Source organism: Brevibacillus reuszeri (genome assembly GCF_001187725.1).
In the GTDB taxonomy this organism is placed as follows: Bacteria; Bacillota; Bacilli; order Brevibacillales; family Brevibacillaceae; genus Brevibacillus; species Brevibacillus reuszeri.
The window spans coordinates 756,582-778,955 of record NZ_LGIQ01000007.1 but is presented as its reverse complement, the minus strand read 5'-3'; the positions used below and the strand labels follow the sequence as shown (position 1 = coordinate 778,955).

22 protein-coding genes and 2 pseudogenes are annotated in these 22,374 nt (G+C 42.3%); 4 read left to right on the top strand and 20 right to left on the bottom strand.

Annotated features, from left to right (window positions below):
- The 8 genes from hflX to ADS79_RS13475 all read right to left on the bottom strand — a co-directional run bounded on the left by hflX (nucleotide 1) and on the right by ADS79_RS13475 (nucleotide 5,342).
- Entirely contained in the window at nucleotides 1-1,293 is a 1,293-nt protein-coding gene (gene hflX, locus ADS79_RS13505) for a GTPase HflX (RefSeq protein WP_049738902.1), read from the bottom strand.
- A gap of 149 nt (nucleotides 1,294-1,442) precedes the next feature.
- Complete coding sequence (locus ADS79_RS13500; protein ID WP_049738901.1) at nucleotides 1,443-1,697, bottom strand: hypothetical protein; 255 nt, start codon at nucleotides 1,695-1,697, stop codon at nucleotides 1,443-1,445.
- A gap of 159 nt (nucleotides 1,698-1,856) precedes the next feature.
- Nucleotides 1,857-2,480: a hypothetical protein gene (locus ADS79_RS13495; RefSeq protein ID WP_141261004.1), complete on the bottom strand. Its 624-nt coding sequence runs from the start codon at nucleotides 2,478-2,480 to the stop codon at nucleotides 1,857-1,859.
- Between the two features lie 261 nt (nucleotides 2,481-2,741).
- Nucleotides 2,742-3,092, bottom strand: a complete 351-nt coding sequence (locus tag ADS79_RS13490) for a LytTR family transcriptional regulator DNA-binding domain-containing protein (RefSeq protein WP_049738899.1) — start codon at nucleotides 3,090-3,092, stop codon at nucleotides 2,742-2,744.
- 26 nt (nucleotides 3,093-3,118) lie between these two features.
- On the bottom strand, nucleotides 3,119-3,259 hold the full coding sequence (locus ADS79_RS35275; protein WP_161807279.1) for a hypothetical protein: 141 nt from the start codon (nucleotides 3,257-3,259) through the stop codon (nucleotides 3,119-3,121).
- Complete coding sequence (locus tag ADS79_RS13485) at nucleotides 3,243-3,788, bottom strand: accessory gene regulator ArgB-like protein (RefSeq protein ID WP_049738898.1); 546 nt, start codon at nucleotides 3,786-3,788, stop codon at nucleotides 3,243-3,245. The genes ADS79_RS35275 and ADS79_RS13485 overlap by 17 nt, the downstream gene beginning before the upstream one ends.
- Nucleotides 3,781-4,461 carry a hypothetical protein gene (locus tag ADS79_RS13480; protein WP_049738897.1) on the bottom strand — a complete coding sequence of 227 codons (681 nt, stop codon included), beginning with the start codon at nucleotides 4,459-4,461 and terminating at the stop codon, nucleotides 3,781-3,783. Before ADS79_RS13480 ends, ADS79_RS13485 begins: the two co-directional genes overlap by 8 nt.
- A gap of 485 nt (nucleotides 4,462-4,946) precedes the next feature.
- Nucleotides 4,947-5,342, bottom strand: coding sequence for a hypothetical protein (locus tag ADS79_RS13475; protein WP_049738896.1), 396 nt, complete (start codon nucleotides 5,340-5,342; stop codon nucleotides 4,947-4,949).
- A gap of 772 nt (nucleotides 5,343-6,114) precedes the next feature.
- Between ADS79_RS13475 and ADS79_RS13465 the strand changes: the two genes are divergently transcribed.
- A complete protein-coding gene (locus ADS79_RS13465; RefSeq protein WP_049738895.1) occupies nucleotides 6,115-7,176 on the top strand; it encodes a hypothetical protein in 1,062 nt (353 codons plus the stop codon).
- Nucleotides 7,177-7,384: 208 nt separating this feature from the next.
- Nucleotides 7,385-8,566: pseudogene (locus ADS79_RS13460) on the top strand (IS256 family transposase).
- A 152-nt stretch (nucleotides 8,567-8,718) separates the two neighbouring features.
- On the opposite strand, the pseudogene ADS79_RS34355 reads toward ADS79_RS13460, so the two are convergent.
- The 4 genes and pseudogenes from ADS79_RS34355 to infC all read right to left on the bottom strand — a co-directional run.
- Nucleotides 8,719-8,805, bottom strand: a pseudogene (locus ADS79_RS34355) (small, acid-soluble spore protein, alpha/beta type); the annotation flags it as partial.
- 68 nt (nucleotides 8,806-8,873) lie between these two features.
- Entirely contained in the window at nucleotides 8,874-9,806 is a 933-nt protein-coding gene (locus ADS79_RS13455; protein ID WP_049738894.1) for an AAA family ATPase, read from the bottom strand.
- A 777-nt stretch (nucleotides 9,807-10,583) separates the two neighbouring features.
- A complete protein-coding gene (locus ADS79_RS13445; protein WP_049738892.1) occupies nucleotides 10,584-11,342 on the bottom strand; it encodes a DUF4184 family protein in 759 nt (252 codons plus the stop codon).
- Between the two features lie 166 nt (nucleotides 11,343-11,508).
- On the bottom strand, nucleotides 11,509-11,994 hold the full coding sequence (infC, locus tag ADS79_RS13440; RefSeq protein WP_049739090.1) for a translation initiation factor IF-3: 486 nt from the start codon (nucleotides 11,992-11,994) through the stop codon (nucleotides 11,509-11,511).
- A 180-nt stretch (nucleotides 11,995-12,174) separates the two neighbouring features.
- Here infC and ADS79_RS13435 point away from each other — a divergent pair, with 180 nt between their 5' ends.
- Together ADS79_RS13435 and ADS79_RS13430 are read left to right on the top strand one after the other, a co-directional pair.
- Nucleotides 12,175-12,645: a MarR family winged helix-turn-helix transcriptional regulator gene (locus ADS79_RS13435; protein ID WP_049738891.1), complete on the top strand. Its 471-nt coding sequence runs from the start codon at nucleotides 12,175-12,177 to the stop codon at nucleotides 12,643-12,645.
- A 117-nt stretch (nucleotides 12,646-12,762) separates the two neighbouring features.
- Complete coding sequence (locus tag ADS79_RS13430; protein WP_409362423.1) at nucleotides 12,763-13,929, top strand: multidrug effflux MFS transporter; 1,167 nt, start codon at nucleotides 12,763-12,765, stop codon at nucleotides 13,927-13,929.
- 117 nt (nucleotides 13,930-14,046) lie between these two features.
- Here ADS79_RS13430 and hfq read toward each other — a convergent pair whose 3' ends face one another.
- The 8 genes from hfq to ADS79_RS13390 form a co-directional block, all read right to left on the bottom strand.
- Nucleotides 14,047-14,286, bottom strand: a complete 240-nt coding sequence (gene hfq, locus ADS79_RS13425; RefSeq protein WP_007719110.1) for an RNA chaperone Hfq — start codon at nucleotides 14,284-14,286, stop codon at nucleotides 14,047-14,049.
- Between the two features lie 29 nt (nucleotides 14,287-14,315).
- Nucleotides 14,316-15,275, bottom strand: coding sequence for a tRNA (adenosine(37)-N6)-dimethylallyltransferase MiaA (gene miaA, locus ADS79_RS13420; RefSeq protein WP_049738889.1), 960 nt, complete (start codon nucleotides 15,273-15,275; stop codon nucleotides 14,316-14,318).
- Nucleotides 15,272-16,057 (bottom strand): class I SAM-dependent methyltransferase, encoded by a 786-nt coding sequence (locus ADS79_RS13415; protein ID WP_049738888.1) that lies wholly within the window; start codon nucleotides 16,055-16,057, stop codon nucleotides 15,272-15,274. The genes miaA and ADS79_RS13415 overlap by 4 nt, the downstream gene beginning before the upstream one ends.
- Before the next feature lie 296 nt (nucleotides 16,058-16,353).
- Complete coding sequence (locus tag ADS79_RS13410) at nucleotides 16,354-16,854, bottom strand: GNAT family N-acetyltransferase (RefSeq protein WP_236699971.1); 501 nt, start codon at nucleotides 16,852-16,854, stop codon at nucleotides 16,354-16,356.
- 108 nt (nucleotides 16,855-16,962) lie between these two features.
- Nucleotides 16,963-17,454, bottom strand: a complete 492-nt coding sequence (locus ADS79_RS13405; protein ID WP_049738886.1) for an immunoglobulin-like domain-containing protein — start codon at nucleotides 17,452-17,454, stop codon at nucleotides 16,963-16,965.
- Between the two features lie 330 nt (nucleotides 17,455-17,784).
- Nucleotides 17,785-18,438 (bottom strand): pyridoxine/pyridoxamine 5'-phosphate oxidase, encoded by a 654-nt coding sequence (locus tag ADS79_RS13400; RefSeq protein WP_049738885.1) that lies wholly within the window; start codon nucleotides 18,436-18,438, stop codon nucleotides 17,785-17,787.
- Nucleotides 18,439-18,562: 124 nt separating this feature from the next.
- On the bottom strand, nucleotides 18,563-18,982 hold the full coding sequence (locus tag ADS79_RS13395) for a DUF1801 domain-containing protein (protein ID WP_201783404.1): 420 nt from the start codon (nucleotides 18,980-18,982) through the stop codon (nucleotides 18,563-18,565).
- 167 nt (nucleotides 18,983-19,149) lie between these two features.
- A complete protein-coding gene (locus tag ADS79_RS13390; RefSeq protein ID WP_049738883.1) occupies nucleotides 19,150-22,263 on the bottom strand; it encodes an ATP-binding response regulator in 3,114 nt (1,037 codons plus the stop codon).
- Nucleotides 22,264-22,374 lie beyond the last annotated feature (111 nt).

The following is a 22,374-nucleotide window of genomic DNA, read 5'->3' as shown; positions in this document are numbered from 1 at the left end:
TTACCAACTCTCTTCAACAGTCTCTGGTTTATCCAGGAGGAAAGGAGCAATTCGTCCATAGATCGGATGATCCCGATTCACACGAACAGTGACTCGGTAGGATTCTTCCTCTTCATTAAATTGTTGATCCATCTCTACTCCTTCGCGATGTAGAAGCGACAAGATATCCCCTCGCTCTACAGGGACTCTCAGCGTCATTTCGTTAAAGGAAGCCAGAGCAAAAGACTCGATACGCTCCAGCAGCTTCTTCTGGTCTTCATGACGAAGGGCAGAAATTAAAATGGACTCGTCTGCCCGCGGCAAGTACGTGCCCTCAGGAAGCACATCCGCTTTGTTAAAAATGACGAGCTGCGGAATTTCCTCCGCCTTCAACTCACGTAAAATCTTTTCCACGACTTCCATGTGAACCTGCAAGTCAGGGTGGTGGCTATCAACGACATGTAGAATCAAGTCCGCTTCCTTTACGCCTTCCAATGTCGAACGAAAAGCTGCAACCAGACTTGTAGGCAAGTCTTGAATGAAGCCCACCGTATCCGTTAACAGCACTTCCAGACCACTTGGCAGAGAAAGCTGGCGTGTTGTAGGATCGAGGGTCGCAAACAATTTATCCTCCTGCAAGGTGTTTGCACCCGTTAGCTGATTTAAAATTGTTGATTTGCCAGCATTCGTATAGCCTACCAACGCAACCTGGAATACATTGTTTTTCTTCCGACGCTCGCGATGAAGCTGTCTCGTTCTCACTGTATCATTCAGTTGTTGCTTCAGCTCGCTGATTCTCTTGCGGATATGGCGACGATCGCTCTCCAGCTTTGATTCCCCTGGACCGCGCGTCCCAATCCCACCACCGAGACGGGAGAGCTGTTTACCTTGTCCAGCGAGTCGTGGCAGTAAATAGTTATACTGAGCGAGCTCAACCTGGATTTTCCCTTCGCGCGATTGCGCGCGCCCAGCGAAAATATCCAAAATGAGCTGCGTTCTGTCGATTACTTTGCAATCAAAAACCTTATCCAGATTGCGCGTCTGACTTGGGGATAGCTCGTCGTTAAAGATGATGACGTCCACGTCCAGTTCTTCTGCACGCTCTGCAATTTCATCGATTTTTCCTGTTCCTAAATACCACGCAGAGTCGACTCTGTCCCTGTTCTGTGTAATCACATCAAGAACCTCTACGCCGGCTGTAGCTGCCAATTCGTGCAGTTCTTCCATAGACAGACGTGTTCGCTCTTCATCCCGGTTATCTAAAAAACAACCGACCAATATCGCTGTTTCTGTCGTTTTGATCAGATCGTTCACCGATTCACGCCCTTTCTTTCCTTATCATACCACATTTTCCCCTTTTCGATATCGCTTCACTGTCTGTCAGACAATTCCGGCTTACATCCCTATTTGAGTATGGTACTCTTCCTTGAATACCCTTTTTTGCAAAAAAAGCAACCATGTCATTACGACAGGCTGCTTCCTTTCCTCCACGTATCCATCATCTCTTTGATAATGACATGTTTATACTTCCCGTTTCCGAGTCGCATAACCTCAAACGTAATATCCTCTACCTTGTATCTATATCTGCCACGTCCATCCACTCTACACATGCCTTCAGCGAGCTGCGAAATATAGTCGATGTCTTGAGAAGTACAAACTTCATGCCAGCTATACATCATGCCATCCATCAGAGGCTTATACTTAAATAATCTGTACATCGTGACCTCTACTCCTTATCGCCTGTTCTAAATCAACCATTCCTTTTTCCCTATATGTTCTATAGTAACACTCACCCTTGATAGAAAAGTCTCATTTTTGTCTCAATTTACACAAACGAAAAAGCCCTACTGGTCAGGGCCTTTGAAATATCAATGCCATTACGATTGGCGCAGTTCTTTATCAATGACGACTTGGACCTGTCCAACATTTTGCTCAATAAACCTCATCAGGTCAGGGATTCCACCTCCACTACCTTCCCCATGCTTCGTTGGTACCCCCAAATAAAATAGACGTTGTGTAGCACTATTATCGTCTTCCGGAATGATATTCTCCAGTGTCATCATTTCTTGTCCATCTCTTTGAATCAAGGAGATCTTGATGCCCTTCGCTTCTTGCTCAAACGATGCTCCAAGAAGCTCTTGTATTTTGGTTCGCAAGTAATTTGCTACCGCAGGATTCAGAGAAGAGCTTGTATTCCCTTGGCAAGGAGCTTCTTCCTGCACAGCTGCTTCTCTCTGAGCTTTCCCTTTGTCAGCTGTAGACTCTATTTTAAGGGCTTCTTTATGAATACATAGTACATATTTACATACCAATATAGCCATGATGAGAAAGAATAAGAGCATCAAAAAATTAACATTTCTCATCGTTCCTATCAAGTCAATATGAAACTTAATTTGTACAACACCAATGATCATGAAAATTAGTTCTATGATTGCTACTGCCCAAATAAGTATGAAATAAAATTGCGTAAGAGATTTCGGTATGAATTTCAATCTGTTCACTCATCTTTCTTCGCACCATTCAAACGTTACATGCAAGTGATTTCGAATGGCTATCATGCGATTAATAGAAAAACGAACTTACGAATGCCATTCCCACAATGAAGCCTAGGAACATACCCCTCCCCTCTATCATCCTGTACGTCCATCATAGCACCCCAAAGTTTTCCTTTCTTTACAAATTGAACATTTTTGATTTTTCTTGACAAACCTATATTTTTATGAATTAAAAACAAAAAGTAACATGCAGTGATACGTAGCATGTTACTTTTTTAATCGTTTTACATGATTTAGTTTTGAAATGTGGACACGCGCGACATCCGCAAACTTTGACTGCTTGGTCGGCGCTTCCTCAAAGTACACTTTTTGTGCTTTTTCATCAAACGATACGACTTTGTTCATATTCACGATGTTTCCCACATCTAACTTCTCAAAACCGTACGGCTTCAAGACTTTTTTCCAATCCTCGAGAGTGGTTAACATGTAATAAACATCGTCCTCCGTATGAATCTCAATTTTGTTTTTTGAATGAGAAAGGTATGTGATTTCTTGAGGTAAATCTACCCAGTAAATTCCATCTTCCTCAAATCCCTTACGGAATAGTGGAATTTTCATGGTTCCTCCACAATACAACCTAAAGTTTAATTTTTGTAGAGCTCCTCTGGAGCATCTGGTTGATGTGAAAGACCTGCTGAAAATGGAGTTACAATGATCGTTGCTAGTGCTGCCAGCGTCATGGACGAATAGTATGCCAATCTCGCTTTGTTAAAAGGCTTCTTCACGCTTATCACCTCCTTTCCATAGTAAAGGGAGCAGGCTCAGGGCCTGAACCAGAAATGTCAGTGTGATTTCCGGTAAGGCAATCCAATAATTCATCGTGATAATGAGAAGGGAAATTAGTTTTAGTAGTGGATAATGCTTTCTCGAAAATATGCGAGACTGATTTTTTCCTTTGGGGGCTAGAACCAACATAAGAATGAGCGAGACGGCAAGCAAAACATCACTTGCCAAATCCGTCAAGGGGATAAAGGGAATCACTACTGCTCCGATTATACTTACCCCCGTGCATATTTCTGCGGACTTAAAGTGAAAGCCTCCGGAAAATGCCCTCAAGGTCATAAAAGAAATCAGTACAATGATCGTTTTAACCGCTGTCCCGAATATGGCTGCAATGAAAATAGACAAGAATATTGCTGATCCTGTACCAATGATGGCAATCAAGGAGTATTGCATGACCGCAATGCTTGCTGTTTGCGTTGGATTCGCTCCTTTGATCGATTTCGCAATATGCAGGGCCATTTTCTCAATCATACTCTGCCTCATCCTTTTTCGTTGCGAGATAGAAGAGTGTAGCCAATATACAAGCTAATACAAAAAATGAAATGGTAAATGTCGTGTTGCCCCACATGTTGCCAATGAACAAAATGCTTCCGAATGCAATAAAAGCGATCAATGAGGCGATCAACAACTGCTGATTTTCCTTTTTCCCATATTCAATATCTTTTTCTCCATCTGGGACAAACGCCCATCCTCGATTTAAATATCGGATAATCACTATGAAGACTGTACACATACAAACCGTAACAAGCTGCAAGACATAACCCATATACGCTAGTCCAGTACCATCCGCTTCTTGTAATTGATCCAAGCGAATGAGACCAAGTGAGTTCATCAGAATAAAGGTGAGGACATTAATCGCTAAAAATGCACAATAAGAAATCACTGCCATCACAATCGAATAGAACCATTGTATATTCCATAAATATCGTAAACTAGCGACCATGGTAATGATTTGCACGATAATCGCAAATTCATTCAGCTGAAGCGTGTACCGGATAAAATGCGATACGAGACTAAGAAAAATACACAAAAATGCAATCTTCCCCAAATGAATCAGAATTTTCTGTCGAAAGAGAATAAGCATCATGATAAAGATCGATATGTACTCGAACGAGGAAAAAAGAAAAAATAGAAACAGTTTCATATGTGCTCTCCTGGTAGATGTTATTTATACAGCAATTGTAACATGTAAAAGAGCTTATTCAATCTTGAAATTTCATTAATTCGGGAACATAAGCACACTACTAAAGACCCGTACGCCATTACCCTCCATCCACACTTTCACCTGAACTCCATCGACTTCACTTCGAAAAGTTGGCAGGTTTTTATTATTGGGTGAGTCTACTTTTGTATGATGGTCAAGGCAGGTGACGCATGTGAAGCAAACAGGGATGAACTCCGCAGCCGATGTAAACAATAACCAGTCATTTGGCTGGTTATTTTGAAATCGATATGTAGTTTTAAACCATCTAATGTGGTAGATTTCACTTTTCCATTTATAGATTTAACCATGATAATTTTACCTAGTAAGCAAATAAAACTGCAATTTCATTCTATGTCATGATAATAAATCAAAAAGGCTGCCGAGAATCTCGACAACCTCCTGAACTGGGATATTATTTAAAACCCTCAACGAAAATTTAGAAATATAACTGTTTCGCCTCTTTCCCCTCTAACTTCTACGGGGTTTGATACGGCTAAGACATTATTGTTTTGATCCACAGCATAAGCATGTATTCTATATAGTTTTCCAACTCTTAAGCTATAAATTTTTGAGCTAGTAGAGTACGAAGTACCAGACGCATCCTCATATCCATCCGTGACATTGTAACGAACCCACTTATATCTATCTGCTCCTGAAACATAACCAAATCGCACCTCAATATCTTGAAACTCTTCATCATTAGAAGTTGTTGATGAATTGCTAAGTGATTTAGATTGAGTAGTTTGTCCCTCTTGTGCAAATGTAGGTGTTGCTGTAGTTAACAATGCCAGTGTTGCTAAAGCAGTAACAAACTTCTTCATTATAACCACTCCTCTATTTTCTTTGTGACCAATGCAAAGTTAGCACGATTGGACAATTCCAATATATACCAATTGATCATTTATGTAAATATCTGTATATATTACATTTTTATTACAATTCTTATTCCGAAATATTAATTTTAGTAATATACTGTAACAAATAGAAAAGGCTGCTTTCGGCAGCCCATTTACTTCTATATCCACCATCACCTTACCATCCCTTATTACTTTCGTGACTCGTTAATTTAATATGAAAATCGCAGTAAGTATAACAATAAAGATTACTGAAGCTACTTTAGCGTATAAAATAGCACCTTTAGATAATTCCGGTTCTTCTTTATACATCCACCTTTTGCCCCACAATATACTTTCCTTTGGGTCAAAATATGTCCATATTAATATTATCACCCCATTTGTTCTTTCGGAGACACTCGCAATTACTTTAATATTGCAATTGTACAACATGGTTATAAAAATTGTATTAGACTGACTCCTCTAAATCAAAAAGCTGGTTTCACTTTTTTTCTTATATCTACTGGATATTGATTATTTCTAGAAAGCTCACTCCACACAAATAAAACGCTCTCTTTTTCGGTTGTTTGTCCAATAATCCTCAAAGAAGTGTGTAACTGATACCAATCTAAATCATTATAAATTGTAAAACACTGCTACATTTTGTAAAATATTCTCATAATTTTCTAGACTTTTCATTATTTTANTTTCATTATTTTATTAATAATTTAAAGAAAATTTTGTAAAGTGAGGATATTGAATGAAATTGAAAACACGTTTAGTTGCTGGTCTCATGGTTGTAATGTCTCTAGCTGTAAGCTCTGTAGTCTCTGCTTCTACTCCATTGACGGGCGCAAGTGCCTTTTTTGCTGGAGGTGGTTTCAAGAACTTGTCAGTTGTAAATAACCTGAAATATTATGTAGATCCTTTGGCTAAAAGCACGTTTGGTTCAGACATTAATAAAGCTATTACAGCTTACTCTAACATACCGCAAGTGAATTTTAACTACACAGAGGTTAGTTGGATTGATGAAAAGCCCAATCTAATGATATATAGATCTGATAATAATCCTCAACTTGGTGGTCTTGCACTAACACTAATGTTTTTGTTAAATGGCAACCAAACATATAGCCACTCGCAACTAGACGAAGTTGCAACAAACTCCAAGCAGGAAAATACAAAAGACTGCTTCGTAGTTGATGAGTATGGAGATGAACTTAGACTAAATGACATCCGATATCTCCAAAATCCTAAAGCAGATAATAAAGGATTAGAAAAAGGAAAGAAAATTGGAGAGGTCATGTTTAAGGTCAACGGTAATGTTTGTCTTAGGTACAATATTAAGAATGGTGATGCAACTTGGGTTGAAATTGGCACTCCGATATATCAAGTACAAGGATACGCTGAAACATATCGTCTATATGCTGATGGAAGAATTTATGAGGCAATTGACAGTCCAAACGCAAAAAAGTTAGGTGATATTTTTGACGTAGCTGGAAAAGTGAAAAAGGTCACCTTGGAGTATTACAAGGATAATGCCAATACAAGTAATTATGACATATATTCCGCTGATTTTTCTGAGCAGGACAGTAAGCTATTCGCTGACAATTTTTTAATGTTAGAATATGTAAAGAAGAACGAGATTGCAGAAAGAAACGAATATGTGATACGGTTTCTTCTTCAAGACAACACAAGCTTCCACGTTCTTTATTGGCCTGAGCAAAATGTATTCTTTCGCAGCAATGGGAATGAAGCAATTAAAAACCTAGTTAAGAAGTATGTACCAAAGATGCAAAAGGTTCCCCTCCCTACTGGTCAATAGTGAACTTGTGTCAATAATAACTAGCAATTTACTTAACAAAAACCCTGATTAACTTGCTTAATTTGCAAATTGATCAGGGTTTTTGTTTAATAGACTTCTTTCTCATTGCAATTTTTGATGGGAAACGTTTGTTAGAGTCTGTAAAATATTCTGTGTAAATTCTCAACCTCTAAACTACAATTAGTCTTAGAAAGGTTGGGAGATTTTTATGATGTCAAAAGAGCAGATCAAGGAGAAAAACATGAAGTCTGTGGACGACGTTCAGTCAGCTTTGAAGGATTCGTTTGCTGAAACCATCCAAGAAATGCTAGAAGCTGAGATGGAGTCCTCACTTTGATATGCCAAGCATGACATGAAAAACAAGCGAACAATCAATAGCCGCAACGGTTATAGCAAAAAAACGGTTCGCTCCGAGTATGGCGAAGTCAATATTCAAATTCCTCGTGATCGTGAGGGAGAATTTGAGCCTGCCATCGTAAAGAAGCACCAGTCCAATGTAACAGGGATCGAAGATCAAATCCTCGCGCTGTATGCAAAAGGCGTATCCACACGTGATATTCAAGATCATCTACAGCAGCTCTATGGCATCGAAGTCTCACCAACACTCATTTCTAATGTCGCGAACAAAATCGTTCCACTGATTAAAGAGTGGCAAAATCGCCCCTTGCAATCGGTATATGCCGTTGTTTTCTTAGACGCTATTCACTTTAAAGTAAAACAGGACGGGGCTATCGTCAACAAGGCTGCCTATATGGTCATTGGCATTGACCTTGATATCTGGGTTGGCGAGAATGAATCGGCTAAATTCTGGCTACATGTACTCAATGAACTGAAAAACCGTGGAGTCCAGGATATTCTCATTACTAGCGTCGATAACCTCCGAGGCTTTACGGAGGCCATTTCAGCATGTTATCCAAAGACAGAGATTCAGAAGTGTGTCATCCATCAAATACGTAACTCTATTAAATATGTTTCCTATAAGGATTTAAAGAGAGTGACAACTGAATTAAAGCCTATTTACAAGGCTCCAACGGAGCAAGCTGCACGGGAAGAACTCGAGCAGTTTGAGCAAACTTGGGGGAGTAAATATCCCTTAATGGTACGCTCCTGGCATTCCAACTGGGAGGAGATTGCGGCCTTCTTTAAATATCCTCCGGAGATTCGAAAGCTGATCTATACAACTAATGTTATTGAAAGTTACCATCGTCAACTTCGAAAAGTAACGAAGGGAAAAGCTATATTTCCGACAGACGATGCCCTTCTAAAGATGTTATATCTCGTAACCATGGATGTCTTACGAAAATGGACGGGAAGGGTCCACAATTGGGGACAGATTCTCATGCAGCTATCTGTTTTCTTTGAGGATCGCGTACGGCCACACATCCGTTAACAAGTAAAGAAAGGCTTCATTCCCGAAGGAATTGTCTTTTTCTACACCCACGTGTCAAGGGTTCGCTTCGCCTTACGCCCTTGACCCTGTGGGCTTCGAAAAAGATGTCCTAATTAGGGGATGAAACCTTTTCATAAATCGGTTGATTGAGTTTACACAAAAATCTTGACAGACCCAAATTCTGCGAGTTGAACTAATCGTTTCGTCATCTCACCGCCTACAGATCCATTCTGACGTGCTGAATCAAATTAGTAGAGTAAATCTATCAATTGGTCTTTAAAATACTCCTATATACCTTTACGACCTATTATAGTGCAAAATCCTCTGCCTTAAGATGTATTAAGTCTTCTCTAGATAATTCATTACTTCTCAACAGACGAACTGCCTGCACTCTAATTGCCTTTTCAATACAATTTCTAATGTGTCTTGCATTGCTAAAATTCATTTGAAATGGATTGTTTACGATTGTCATAAGGCTGCGCCTAATCTTATCAGATGCTTCTACGGTTAACTCGAAATCTTTATTCTTTGTCATTATATGTGCAATTTGTAATAACTCATCAACATTATAGTCGCTAAAATCAATGTGGATTGGAAAACGAGAAGGAAGGCCGGGATTTAATTCTAAGAAGTTTTCCATCTCTTCGTTATATCCAGCTATTATGCATATGAAATCATTGTTTAAATCCTCAAGGGATTTTGTGAGACAGTCGACAGCCTCCTTACCGAAGTCTTTTTCCCCACCGCGAGCTAGTGAGTAAGCTTCATCAATGAACAAAATCCCGCCCATTGCCTTTTTGACCAGCTCGCGCGTTTTTTGTGCCGTGTGGCCGATAAATTCACCAACTAAATCTGCTCGTTCAACCTCGATTAAATGACCTTTTGTCAATATTCCCATCTCTCGAAAGATCTTCCCAAATAGCCTTGCCACCGTTGTTTTTCCTGTGCCTGGATTCCCCTTAAAAACCATATGAAAAACCTGTTTCTCAAGATGGAGACCATGTTTTTCACGTTCCTTGTTGATTTGATGAAGGGCATATATTTCATAGATGGTTTTCTTCGCTTCAGTTAATCCAACTAGTCCTTCGAGCTCATTAAACAGAATGGACAACTCTGAATGGACAATTGAATTGATACTCGCGGACAACGGCTCATTCGTTTTTTTGGGTGGATCTCGTTTAAAAACAACTTGAATGCGGTTTGGGTTACTTGCTGAAATACTCTCCGACTGTTGTTTCATCAAAGTATCACCCGTTTCTCACTCGTGAATGAGTTTTCTTAGACGCTACATTTCTATTCCTCATTTTTTGGAGGAATGATCCCATACTGATTACGCTTAATTGGCTCAAAACCATTCTCTCTAAAAATACGCCTCACATACTGTGGAGTATGCCCAAGTTTTTTGTGCAAATCTTTTATTGTTACACCTTGATTAAAATGAAGATATACAAAATCGGGAAATCCCTGTCTCTCCGTAATTTGTATATCTCCTCTTTAGAGTAAATTCTTATGTTGTTTTGATCGAATAAATTTCTAATAACCCACCAATCAACTCCAGTTGCCTGACCCATTTCAAAAAACGACATGAGTTTGTTCTGATACAAATCCAAAAACTCATCAAGACGATCTTCATACTGTTTCGACCTGCGTTCAAAGTCTTCTCCACCCCATTGTGATTCAGGAAGCATTGATTCATGAATAAAAAGATATTCCTTTGCTAAATCCCTTGAAGATCTGGGCAACGATTTCGTCTGCATTATCGCAGGATACAATGATGAAATGGACTCGTTTCTAGAACTGAATCCCGGAAGTGCCCTCCCGCTTCCCTGTGCACATCACGTTCACGAACAGTATTGAGAAAGCCATCCGCGTGCAAGCCGTTAGACTGCTGAGAATAACCAACCCAGGAAGATTTAGTCATGTTAAGACACGAAGACTTTGTACTTTAACAGAAAATGTGAACACAAAAAATCCCTCTCCATGGAGGGATTTTTGCATTTTCATCATTAACTTCCGCTTATTTTTTCAAAACGAATGAACTCATCCAGCAGCTCATAATAACTAGCCCAAGCAAACTCCCCGATAGAAATGGAACAATATGTACGAGGGGCTGGGTAAGCAGAAGCGACCCTTTGTTAATTAAGGAGTAAAGAGCGGCAACCAAAGAGCGAATGCAGCCTATACCGATCCAAAAGAACCATTTTATCTTTGTAGCCACAACTGGCTTTGTAAAAGACATCGATAGGAGACGCCCTTCTCTCCACAGCACATAGCCAATGGCAATGAACCCAAGACTTGTGCTGCCGTGTTGCAACAGCTTGAACACCGGAATGGCTATCGTCCCAATCGAGAGGGGCAGCTGTAGGAACCAAAGATGTTCTACAAAGTACGCACCCTGATGTGTAAAGGCATCCCAAACGATGTGGCTCAAGCTGCCGACAAGCCCTGAGTAACCAAAAACAATCACTGACTTCCATGACCGCAAGCTCCATCCCCCGGGGCATGCCACAGACAGTCCCTTCCCGATCCATTCTGGCGAGCAAGCTATCAACGACCTTTTCACGACGGCATGATAAAGCAGCGTCAACAACAAAACAAGGGGAACATCAAACCAAATCAATCCCCACAACGTATGGCTATATGCGCTGTAGGGCTGCATTCGGAAAAAATATTCAAAATCAGGTGCCATACTGCCAAAAACCAGTGCTGTGAAAGAAAACCACTTGCTCTTGCGCAAGGGAAGCACAATGGCAGGATGGGCAAATGTAAAGGGCATGCATTCACTCTCTTTTCATCTTTTTGCTTCAGACGTACCCTTCCGTTAAAAGGATACATCCATTGCCCGCAGTTTAAGAAATTCCCTTTCCTCAAGCAACCAAAAAGCTGACAGTGAAAAGGTTCTCCCTCACCCTTTCTTTGTCGGCTATACGTAATGGTATTCGCTAGTTCGGCAACAAAACAGCGATGACCTGCTTGCCGCTTACCTGAATACCTTTATCCTGCTTGGAACAATGGGACAAATCCCGTACAAGCTGTTCTACCAATTGCTTTGCTTCCTTACTTTCCTTTTTTTCCAACCGGACGATCAGCTGAACACAATCTCCTGAGGAAAGTATACGCTCTGCTTGTCGTTTTTTGGTATCATAATCATGATCCTCAATGAACGCACTAAGACGGATCTCTTTGACCTTCACACCTTTTTCTACTTTTTTATTCTTCGCGCTCTCTTTATTGACTTGCTGTTTATAATCAGAGCTACCCACCAATTGACACAAAGGAGGACTGCTAAGAAGCGAAATACAAACCAAATCAACCCGAAGCTCCTTTGCCATCTGCAATGCCTTCTTGGTCGGTACGATGCCTAGGTCTTCACCTTGGATACCCGTCAGCTGAACCTCTTCAGCTTTTATTTTTTCATTCATTATCATGGTAGCGATCACCTGGAACCTTTCATCCGAATCGTTCTTGTTAGATCCTCCTTTCTTCAACATAACCATGTGAATATCCTTCCGCGTCACACAATAGAGTACAATCCGAGTATTGACACTTTAGTGAGAATCATTTACATTTACGCTTAGTTAGCCAGCTAACAAACCGGAGGTAGAACTGTGGATTTTGATTACTCTCAAGCTTTGACACATGCGATGGGTCACGTCATGAAGCTTCATCGCGCTAATGTTGAATTTCTAATTCAAGAATACGATGTCTATCCTGGTCAGCCAATTCTACTCATGCGACTGGCTAATACTGATGGATTAATTCAAAAAGAGCTTGCCCGTCGTATCTCGGTAAAACCTGCGACGCTTACCGTAATGCTCAATCGCATGGAAAAGTCCGGTCTCGTCATTCGAAAGCCTGATGAGAGGGATCAGCGAATTTCTCGGGTATTTTTGACTGACAAAGGCCGTATTGCAAGTCAAGCAGTAAAAGAAGCGCTACGCATACTGGAAATTCAATGCTATGAAGGCTTCACCTCCGAGGAGAAACAGATTCTTGCCGGGATGCTTGAACGGATGCATACTAACATGCAGAACTTTTATTTGGAGAACAATCCGCAGCCTCCTGAAACTAAGAAATAGTCATTTTTTCTGCGTGATCGAAAGAATGTAAAGAAAGGATGGATTCAACACTTGAGTAATCTTGCCAGAGAATTAGATTCCACGTCGCTTACGGGGAATAAATCGAGAAGGCTCTGGATGGCGGTTATTTTGGGTTCGCTCTCTGCTTTTGGACCGCTCTCCCTTGATATGTACTTACCCGCTCTTCCAATGCTGGAGGGTGACCTGCAAACGACTACCTCAATGGCTCAGCTGAGTCTTACTGCCTGTCTAATCGGCTTATCAGTCGGACAATTGTTCGCAGGGCCACTCAGCGATGTTCGGGGTCGGCGCACGCCTCTTCTCATCGGCCTTATTTTGTACGCTATTTCCTCCTTTTTGTGTGCAGTCGCACCATCCATTTGGACGTTTGTTCTGCTTCGCTTTGTTCAAGGGATGGCTGGCTCAGCAGGAATCGTCATTGCCCGTGCAACCGTCAGGGACCTGTACTCAGGAACAGAGCTAACCAAGTTCTTTGCGCTTTTGATGCTGATTAACGGAATAGCGCCGATCGCAGCGCCAATTGCGGGAGGACAGCTTTTGCAAGTGACAACCTGGCATGGTGTGTTTGTCGTTCTGGGATTAATCGGTGTTATCATGTTTTTTACCGTCTTGCTTGGTCTTCCCGAGACTCTACCAACAGATCGGCGTTCCAAGGCAGGTATCGGCAACACACTTGCTACCTTCTCCAATTTGTTTAAAGACCGTGTGTTTATGGGCTATGCCCTCTCTCAAGGTCTCGTAACAGCTGCCATGTTCGCTTATATATCCGGTTCTCCATTTGTGTTTCAGCAAATTTTTGGCGTATCTCCACAGGGCTTCAGCTTAATTTTTGCCACCAATGGGGTCGGAATTATTCTGGCCAGCCAGATAACAGGCAAGCTGGCTGGGAAAGTAAAAGAAACGACTCTGTTTGTCTGCGGAATCTCCATCGCAGCGATCGGGGGCATTACGCTTCTTTCCATGATTCTTTTAGACGCTGGTCTTGTTGCTGTCCTGATCCCTCTCTTTTTTGTTGTATCGAGTGTCGGTATCGTCGGTGCGACTGGTTTTTCATTGGCGATGCAAAATCAAAGCAAGGCAGCGGGAAGCGCTTCTGCCCTGCAAGGCTTGCTCTCCTTCATCAGCGGAGGAATTGTTGCCCCACTCGTTGGTATTGCGGGTAATCAAACCGCTGTCCCTATGGGGATTATCATTACCGTAGCTACACTTGGATCTATCCTCTGCTATACATTTATGATTCGTGCGAAAAAGTCGATTTCATAAACCAGCTACCTTTTGTACGATTTGGGATAAGGACTTGCTCCTTATCCTTTTTCTTATCTTTCGTTAAAAAGAAAAAAGCCAGGATCACGAGTATCCTGGCTGGGTGCAGTGCACGTGCTACTGTTGGTTGTTTTCCTGTGACATCAAAGACACCGGACGTTGCGGAGTGAATGTAGAGATCGCGTGCTTGTATACTAACTGTTGCTTACCTTCGCTATCAATCACGATAGTGAAATTATCGAACGCTTTAATATACCCGCGCAATTGAAATCCGTTCACCAGATAAATGGTAACCGCGATATTTTCTTTCCGCAAATGGTTCAAGAACGTATCTTGAATATTGATCGTCTGTTTCATGTACACTACCCCCTAAAAGGACTTGTATGTTATATATTCGGCAATTGTTGAAACTTTCCTGCCAATATCTGCTTGATAGTTTGCACGTTATTCGGCTGATCTGCCGGATCTGTCATGTCAAACCATTGAATTTCGGGCATACGACGGAACCATGACAGCTGTCGTTTTGCAAAATTCCTTGTTCGCTTTTGGATATCATTGATCGCCTTCTCAAGCGTGATCTCCCCGTACAGGTAGGGAATCAGCTCCTTGTATCCCAGGCCTTGCATGGAGACGAGTGAAGGATCATATCCACGGTCCAGCAAGCCCCTTACTTCCTCAATCAATCCTGCCTCTATCATCAGTTCAACACGGTGATTGATCCGCTCGTACAGTTTGGCACGGTCCATGGTTAGACCGATAATGACCACCTCGTACGGGGAGTGCTGCGCTCGCAGTTGAAAGTCGGACATTTTATATCCGCTGCTCTCATAAATTTCGATCGCACGAATCACCCGTTTTACGTCGTTCGGATGAAGCCTTTCAGCTGTGATGGGATCGACGTCGGCTAGCCGGGCATGAAGCGCTTCTGCTCCTTCCGTATCTGCCATACGCTGTAGCCGTTCCCGCAGCTCTGGATCTTGTGAGGTCGATGAAAATTGGAAACGATGAGTTACCGATTCTATGTAGAGACCCGTTCCACCTACAATGAACGGAAGACGTGCACGCTGGTTCATATCCGTAATGAGGCGGGCAGCACTCTCCTGGAAAATAGCAACCGAGTACTCCTCATCTGGATCTTTGATATCAATGAGATGATGCGGCACCGTAGCCAGCTCGCTGGGACTCGCTTTTGCTGTCCCAATGTCCATTCCTCGGTAGACCTGCATAGAATCTCCGGAAATGATCTCACCCTCGAACTCACTTGCCAGCTCCAGGCTAAGATTGGTTTTACCAACGGCTGTTGGTCCAACGATGACGACAAGCTTTTCTCTCTTGTGCAAGGTCACTCCCCTCCACCTATCTCTTTGTAGCTGTACACGACCTGTTGGCCACCGGAGCGATATGGGATAAAACCAAAGCGCTCATACATCCTGCCAGTTTTTCCTTCTTTACATACCACGCGTTTTCTGGCAACTCGCAAAGCCTCCGATACAGCCTCGTCATGAAGTGGCTGTTGATTGGCAAACTCGCGGACTCCAGCGATTCCTGATGAGCTTTGCACCGTCATTTCAAACATGGGATCAAAATAAACGACATCAATGGAATGGTCAGGAAGTCTTTTCAGCTCCTCCAGATGGTTTGTGCACCGCACCTCAACGCGACGCATGGCTTCCACCAGAGCAGCGGAGTCAGATGACCAATGCTGCATTCCATCCTCTACCAGAACAGCAAGCACACGCTCAGATTCGATACCAACAACTTTTCCCTCAGTTCCAGTCGCGTGAGAAAAGACGATGGCGTCAGCCCCCAAACCCAATGTCGCATCCAAAACGGTGTCTCCTGGTTGAATTTGGCAAACAGCAAGCATAGTATCAGTATCGCCGCGCATAAGTCGCTTTATACGAAAGGCTGATGTATTCGGATGAAAAAAGAACGGCTTTTTTCCCGGCACTTCCAACCGTGCTCCCTGCGCAGAAACAACTAATACTTCCTGGTCATTTTGTCGCCTTCGTAGCTGACTCAGGGAAAGATCGCCGCGTTTTACTACCTGCAGTCCAAAGGTGTTCGCCAAATTTTCTGCATGGCGCAAGGTTTCTTGAGCAGGCTCAAGTCCTGTGGTAACAATCACGTATCTTACCCTTTCTTGCGTCTTCGTCCGTTTTGGACGGAAACTCTTTTATTGTAAGCAGGATTATTTTGGCGGTCAAATAGAATCTGCACCAAACTGTTTTCCTTCCACCTTTCCTACTATACCATGTTTTTATTCCCCCGCGTCGGGCGCAAGCATGATTTTCCATTGACGCCTTTTGTCCTATGTCAAAAAGACCCTCAAACGTTAAGGGTCTTTTTGCTCAGGTGGCCTCAAACCACGCTCATCTCGGCAATGGCTGTCCATTTCTCACGCTTTACGTCATATCTTTCACCTTAATCATTTTTGGCATGAACCGAAAAAATGAACGTTTCCCGGTTGTTGATGCGCGTTTCTTTTTCCAGTGACATTCCGATCCGTTTGGCTACCTGAATCGATGGTAGATTCGGTTTGTAAATCATAGAGATAAGTCTATTTCGTCCCATCGCCGTGAAACCATGCTGTTTGGCTGCCAAAGCGGCTTCTGTCGCAAGCCCTCTGCCCCAATAGGCTCGGACAAACAAATATCCGATCTCCATTTCAGGCTGCTCATCTACAAGCTGAGGAACGATTCCACACTGTCCAACGAATTCCCCGGTATCTTTCCATTCACAGATCCATAGTCCTACCCCATGCTCCTCATAATTGCGAGCATTCCATTGAATCCAGTTTTTTGCTTGCTCTCTGGTTTTCGTCGAGGTGTAGTATTGCATAGCGACTCTATCGGAAAAAATCTGCATAAGATTGTCTTCATCATCTTCCGTCATCTGCCTAAGCGTTAAACGTTCCGTCTCCATGATGAACACTCCTTTGTACCTCCTTAGCATTGTCCGATTACATCCCCCTTGAGAATGGCCAAGCATTGATCGAGCCAATGTTATGTGCCATATTGCCAACAGACCTCTCTATGGATTCGCATTTGTTTCTCCTCCAATTGTAAAATACGTGGCAAGTGTTAACTCCCTCCCTTTGAGGTAAAAGCTTTTGATAATTCGGTATTCCCCATTTGTCATGGGATAATCAAGCATTTTCAGATTCATTTCTTCATCACGTATATGATTCGGCTCTACAATGATCCCGATATCTACAAATGCCGTATTGGGCTGAAACGGAACCGCATACCAAGTGCCCTGCTCACGCTTTTCTACCTGATAGGCTAATCCATATAGTAACTGAACTGATCCATGATTTTTTACTTCAATACTCACCTTTTCTGTTCCAGCAGCATAATTCTTTTTTGGCATAGACATTTCGACCTGTAAATCTTGCTCCGTTCCTTTACTCGGAAGTTCTCCATAAGTAGACGGATTGGTTAACGCTGGTGGCTCTGGATTGGAGCAGCCCATTGTCAAAATAGTTGCTAACAGCATTGTTACAAGCATTTTTTCCATTTTCATTTGCTTCCCCCCTTTTAATGAGACGGAAGCTTTTGTAAACTGTTTCATTACGTGATTCGGGGATGGAGAATCGTGAAGAATCCAATAAAGTACATTCACAATAAAATTTACGCCAAGATTAGAAGAATGTATAAGTAAGATAAACAGAGACTGCTATTCAAAGCACTGAAAGCCTCTGAACGTGCGCTACTCTCTCGTATCGTATTCGCGCTTTCCATACTTGCACAGAGATCGTACAAATCGCGTCTGTCCGTATTACGCGAAAAAAGCAGGCTTTATGAATATGTAGACCGCTAATCCAGAATAAAGTGCTGAGCGTTAGAGATAGCATCAAGGCCAAAGCCTATGATGCTTCCACTGTCCTTCGCTCCAATCATATAGAATTCGCGTATGCTTCCTGTTCGTATCCCCTTGCCAGAACTCAGCCTCCTTCACGTTCATTGCATACAGCCTCCAATTGAGGATTGCTATATCTGGATTGTGGCTGATCCTCTCCCTCTGCTCAGCGAGTGAATTCTCCAATTCTTCCTCGCTTCCAAGATCTCGACTCTGGTTTCCGGTTAACGCCACGACTCGGGCTTCCACCGATCGTTCACGGAAATCGGCAGCCCCGGCCTCATCACCCATATCCTCCACTGTACCCCGCAAACGGATCTGCCTGCCAAGAGCAGGCCAGTAAAAGGTTAACGCCGTTTTCGGGTTACGTTTCAGTTGCTGACCTTTCCGACTCTCAAAACTGGAAGCGAAGTAAAATGTATCGTCGACTACATTTTTCAAGATCAATACACGCGCATCCGGGTAACCGTCAGCATCGACTGTAGAAAGTGTCATCGCATGAGGCTCTTTCACACCCTTCTCAATCGCCACGTTCAGCCATTGCAAGAACAATTCTCCCGGGTTTTCTGGCAGCAGGTTTAGATCGAATAATGGGAAAGGACCGGACAATGATTGTAAGCTTTTTAACAGTTGCTTCGCGTTGTCCATATTGATCATCCTCCCGTCTGTTTACATTTATACGCGTGTTCAGCTACATGAAAAGCTCTATTAAAACTGTCTGTTATCTATCCTTTATAACAACTTTGGGTCCAGCGGCGCACCATCCCAAAAATCATAATCCTAACATAGGAAGATGTTTTCGTGTATGGTATGTGAGCGTTGCCAAAATACATTGCTTTAATTCATCTACAACTAAAACGTCATCTTCATCGAACACAATCGCTCGGTTGCCTTCAAATTTGAAGCTATCCTGGTATATTTCCCTGAATGTCTCGACAAGCTTTGTGTTGCAGTTAAAATACAGGGCATACCGATTCGGTGCTGCATTTTTCCAACCGATTCGAATGGTGCTCCCTTTTTTCGTGACGTAACTAGGCTCGCCCCATTTTAATGTCTCTTCCACGGAATCAACTCCATCTGTTTCCGCTGCAGTATCCAAAATGAGTTTACGGAGAAAAAACAGCTTCTCCTGAATATGTAGTGGATACTGTTCGAATACAGCTGCTACCTTTGTGTTTTCAATCTCTCCCACTTGGATCATCCTAACTGTTAATGTGATGAAAGATAAAAGATGATTGAGACATTATAAACCTTCACATAGTGTCAACCTCAAGTATTATTGTCATAGTTAAAATCTAGAATAGGCCGAAATATAGACAGGACGCTTTCTTGTAATCGAGAGCGCCCTTTTAGTACCCGTTACCCGAATTGCCTGTTGTTCACCTGATGATGTACTTGAAACGATACTTTTGTTCCAATGCCTGGAGTACTCTCGAAATGAAGTCCTGTTCCGAAGTGCCGTTTTAACCGTTGATCCGTATTGATTAAACCTACTCCGGATCGACTGTCTGCTTTCCTCTCCAATATTCGTTGCAATTGAATATCATCCATTCCGATACCGTCATCTTCAACAGATATCTTTGCATAAGTATCAAAACAGGTAATCCGAATACATATTTTGCCCCCGCTTGGACGCTTCATAATCCCGTGCCTGATTGCATTTTCAACTAATGGCTGGATGGTAAGAAAGGGGATTTTTAAGTCCTTGCAATCATCGAGCTCCCAATCAACCTGTAGTCTTTCCTCATACCGAACCTTTTCAATGTATAGATAAGAGCGTACGAGGTTTAGCTCATCTTCAATCGGAACAAAATTATCCATATTTTGGAATTCAAACTTGTTCCGCAAATAATTGCTAAACTCATTTAGCAAAGTGCGCATCTTATTCAAATCAATATCACTCAAGGCAATAACGGCATGGAGGGCATTGAATAAAAAGTGTGGCTGGATTTGCGCTTGAAGCCATGCTGCTTCTAATTTTAATTGTTCCCGAACACTTTGCCTGATTGTGGTTAGCGCATCAATTCGCGATCTGATTTCGATCGCTTCCACTGGCTTGGTGACATAATCGTTTGCCCCTGCTAAAAAGCCGCTTTGGATATCTTTAGGCTGGCTTCTCGCGGTAAGGAGCAAAACAGGGAGCTCCGTGAGTGTAAATCGTTTACGAATCAAACGTGTCAGCTCATACCCGGACATCTGCGGCATCATAATATCAGAAATGACGAGATCCCATTCCTTTGTATCAAGTAGTGCCAACGCATCTTTGCCACTTGTAACCATTGCTACCTCATATTCATCAGGTGGAAGAATTGCTTCAAGCACTTGCAGGTTGACTGGGTCATCATCAACCATTAGAATACGTGGACGATACCGAATCCTATCGAAAAAGATAGTTTGTCTCTTGTCCGGTGGAACCTGCTTGTCAATAAAATCGTTCTGAATGGGCACAAATGGCAAGACAACCGGTTCGAATGGTTTCGAGGATTCATTTTCTTTCTCCGCTTTCAAATCAGCCAGCTGCAGCGAAAACGTAAACTGAGAGCCCTCTCCTAAGGCAGAGGTTACTTCCAGCATACCTCCATGTAGCTCAACGAGTTGTTTGCTTATGCTTAATCCTAGTCCAAAGCCACCTTCGATCATGTTCTCACTAGCGCTTGCTTGCTCATAAGGGCGGAATAGGCGCAGAAGCATCTCCTCGTTCATTCCGATGCCGGTATCGGTAATTACAATATAAGCTCTTCCATCCTTTGCAAATGCTTGGATCGAGATTTCACCTTCATTTATGTATTTCACTGCATTGTGAAGAAGATTGAAAACGATTTGCACAACCCGATTTTCATCTGCCATCACGGGTGGGAAATCTTCTGGAATGCGATTTACAATTTTTACTGGCTTTACTTCCACGTAAAATCGCAGCAAATCAAGTACTCCTGTCACGATTGGCTGTATGAAAATGACCTTTTGCTGTAAACGTGGATTCCCTTCCCGCAAGCTCATCACATCAATCAAATCATTCAAGATGAGTGACAGCCGACGTCCGACAGATAACACCGTTTCTAGCTCTTTGATGCTTCTTTCCTGCAGCAAATGCCGTTCCCTTTTTAATACGGATTGCGACATGTTCAGAATGCCATGAAGCGGATTTTTGAATTCATGGGAAGTATTCGCCAAGAATTGATCCTTATGATCATTCATTCGTTGCAAGGTAGCAGCAAGGTCCTTTGTGTTCACATGCATGCTAAAGTAATCATGAAACCATAAGGACGCAAAACAGCCCATCGCGATAATCAGATCAAATGGATAGTAGACAAGACTCAAACCATAATCACGCCAGATTAAATACCAAATTAAATGGTGAACCAGCGCAAGAATCGAAAAAAGCAGTAAAAGATGACTCTTTATATCCTTCATTACTTTTTTAAAAATAGCTATGATCGTAATCGATGTTGCGATTGTAACCAGTAGAGAATAGAGTGGGAAAAGCATGATGATCTGGGCGGGGGCTAAAAACAGAGTAATGCCCGCAGTCCCCAAATGCAAAGCAGAAAAATAGCGATGAATCCTCCTCCAATAAGGAAGCCCACGATGCTCCGTACACTCTAGCAAAGCATAAAACCCAATAACAAGAGCAACATTCGCTAGCCGATAGTCCCAATAATAGCCGATGTAAAATATTTGATGGAACAGCTTCTCATCATTACTCAATACATTCGTAAGTGTTACACATAGTGTTAGCAATGAGAAAAAGAGCAGCTTTTTTTCCCGATTTCCTAGTAAAAACAAGATAAGCGCATAGACCGAATGCATAAAAAATATGATCGCGGCCAGAAGCTGCATGGAAGAAGAAACTTTCATTTCCTTTGCAATGGCGTCTTCTAAACCGAATTTGATTGAGCGAACAATACCGCTGCTTCGACTATCCTCGTAATTGGAAGCCTGAATCACCAGTTCAATCACGCCGTTCTCGTCTGCTGTAAAGGTTGTAGAGTAAGGCAGATTTTTCGCCGTATACTCATCCTTCGTTTCCGCAACACTCCCGGATTTCGCCAGCAATCGGCCATTTACGTATACCTCTGAAGCTGTGCGCACACTGGGTACGCGAATACTATAATTCAGCTCTTTCGCCGGATTCACATACAGACGCACACGATAAGAACCAAAACCATAAGAGGTTGGCTTTTCAGCCCGCAAAGCTTCATTCCATCCACCAGGAACCTGAATAAGCTTTGGATGCTTTTCGCCTAATACTTTTTTATGTCTACCATCCATCAACCACTGTTGAGGATAAAACTCCCATTCTCCATCGAGTAAAAGTACGTCACTCTCTCCTGCATTCCAATCACGCAAATCAAGTTGACCACCCTTGATGTCCATGCGTTTTTGATCACTAAAAAACTCCATCCACAGAAGTCGCGAGCTGGATAAAATGACTAATAGTAACCCAAGTAGCAATAGAATATGGCTCTTTTTCATTTCGTTATTTGGCGAAATATTTTGCCAAGTACTGCTCCTTTCTCACTCATTTTTTGTGAATATTTCATCATTTCTAGTTCTTACACACCCAAGAGCACAGCCATCAGTTGA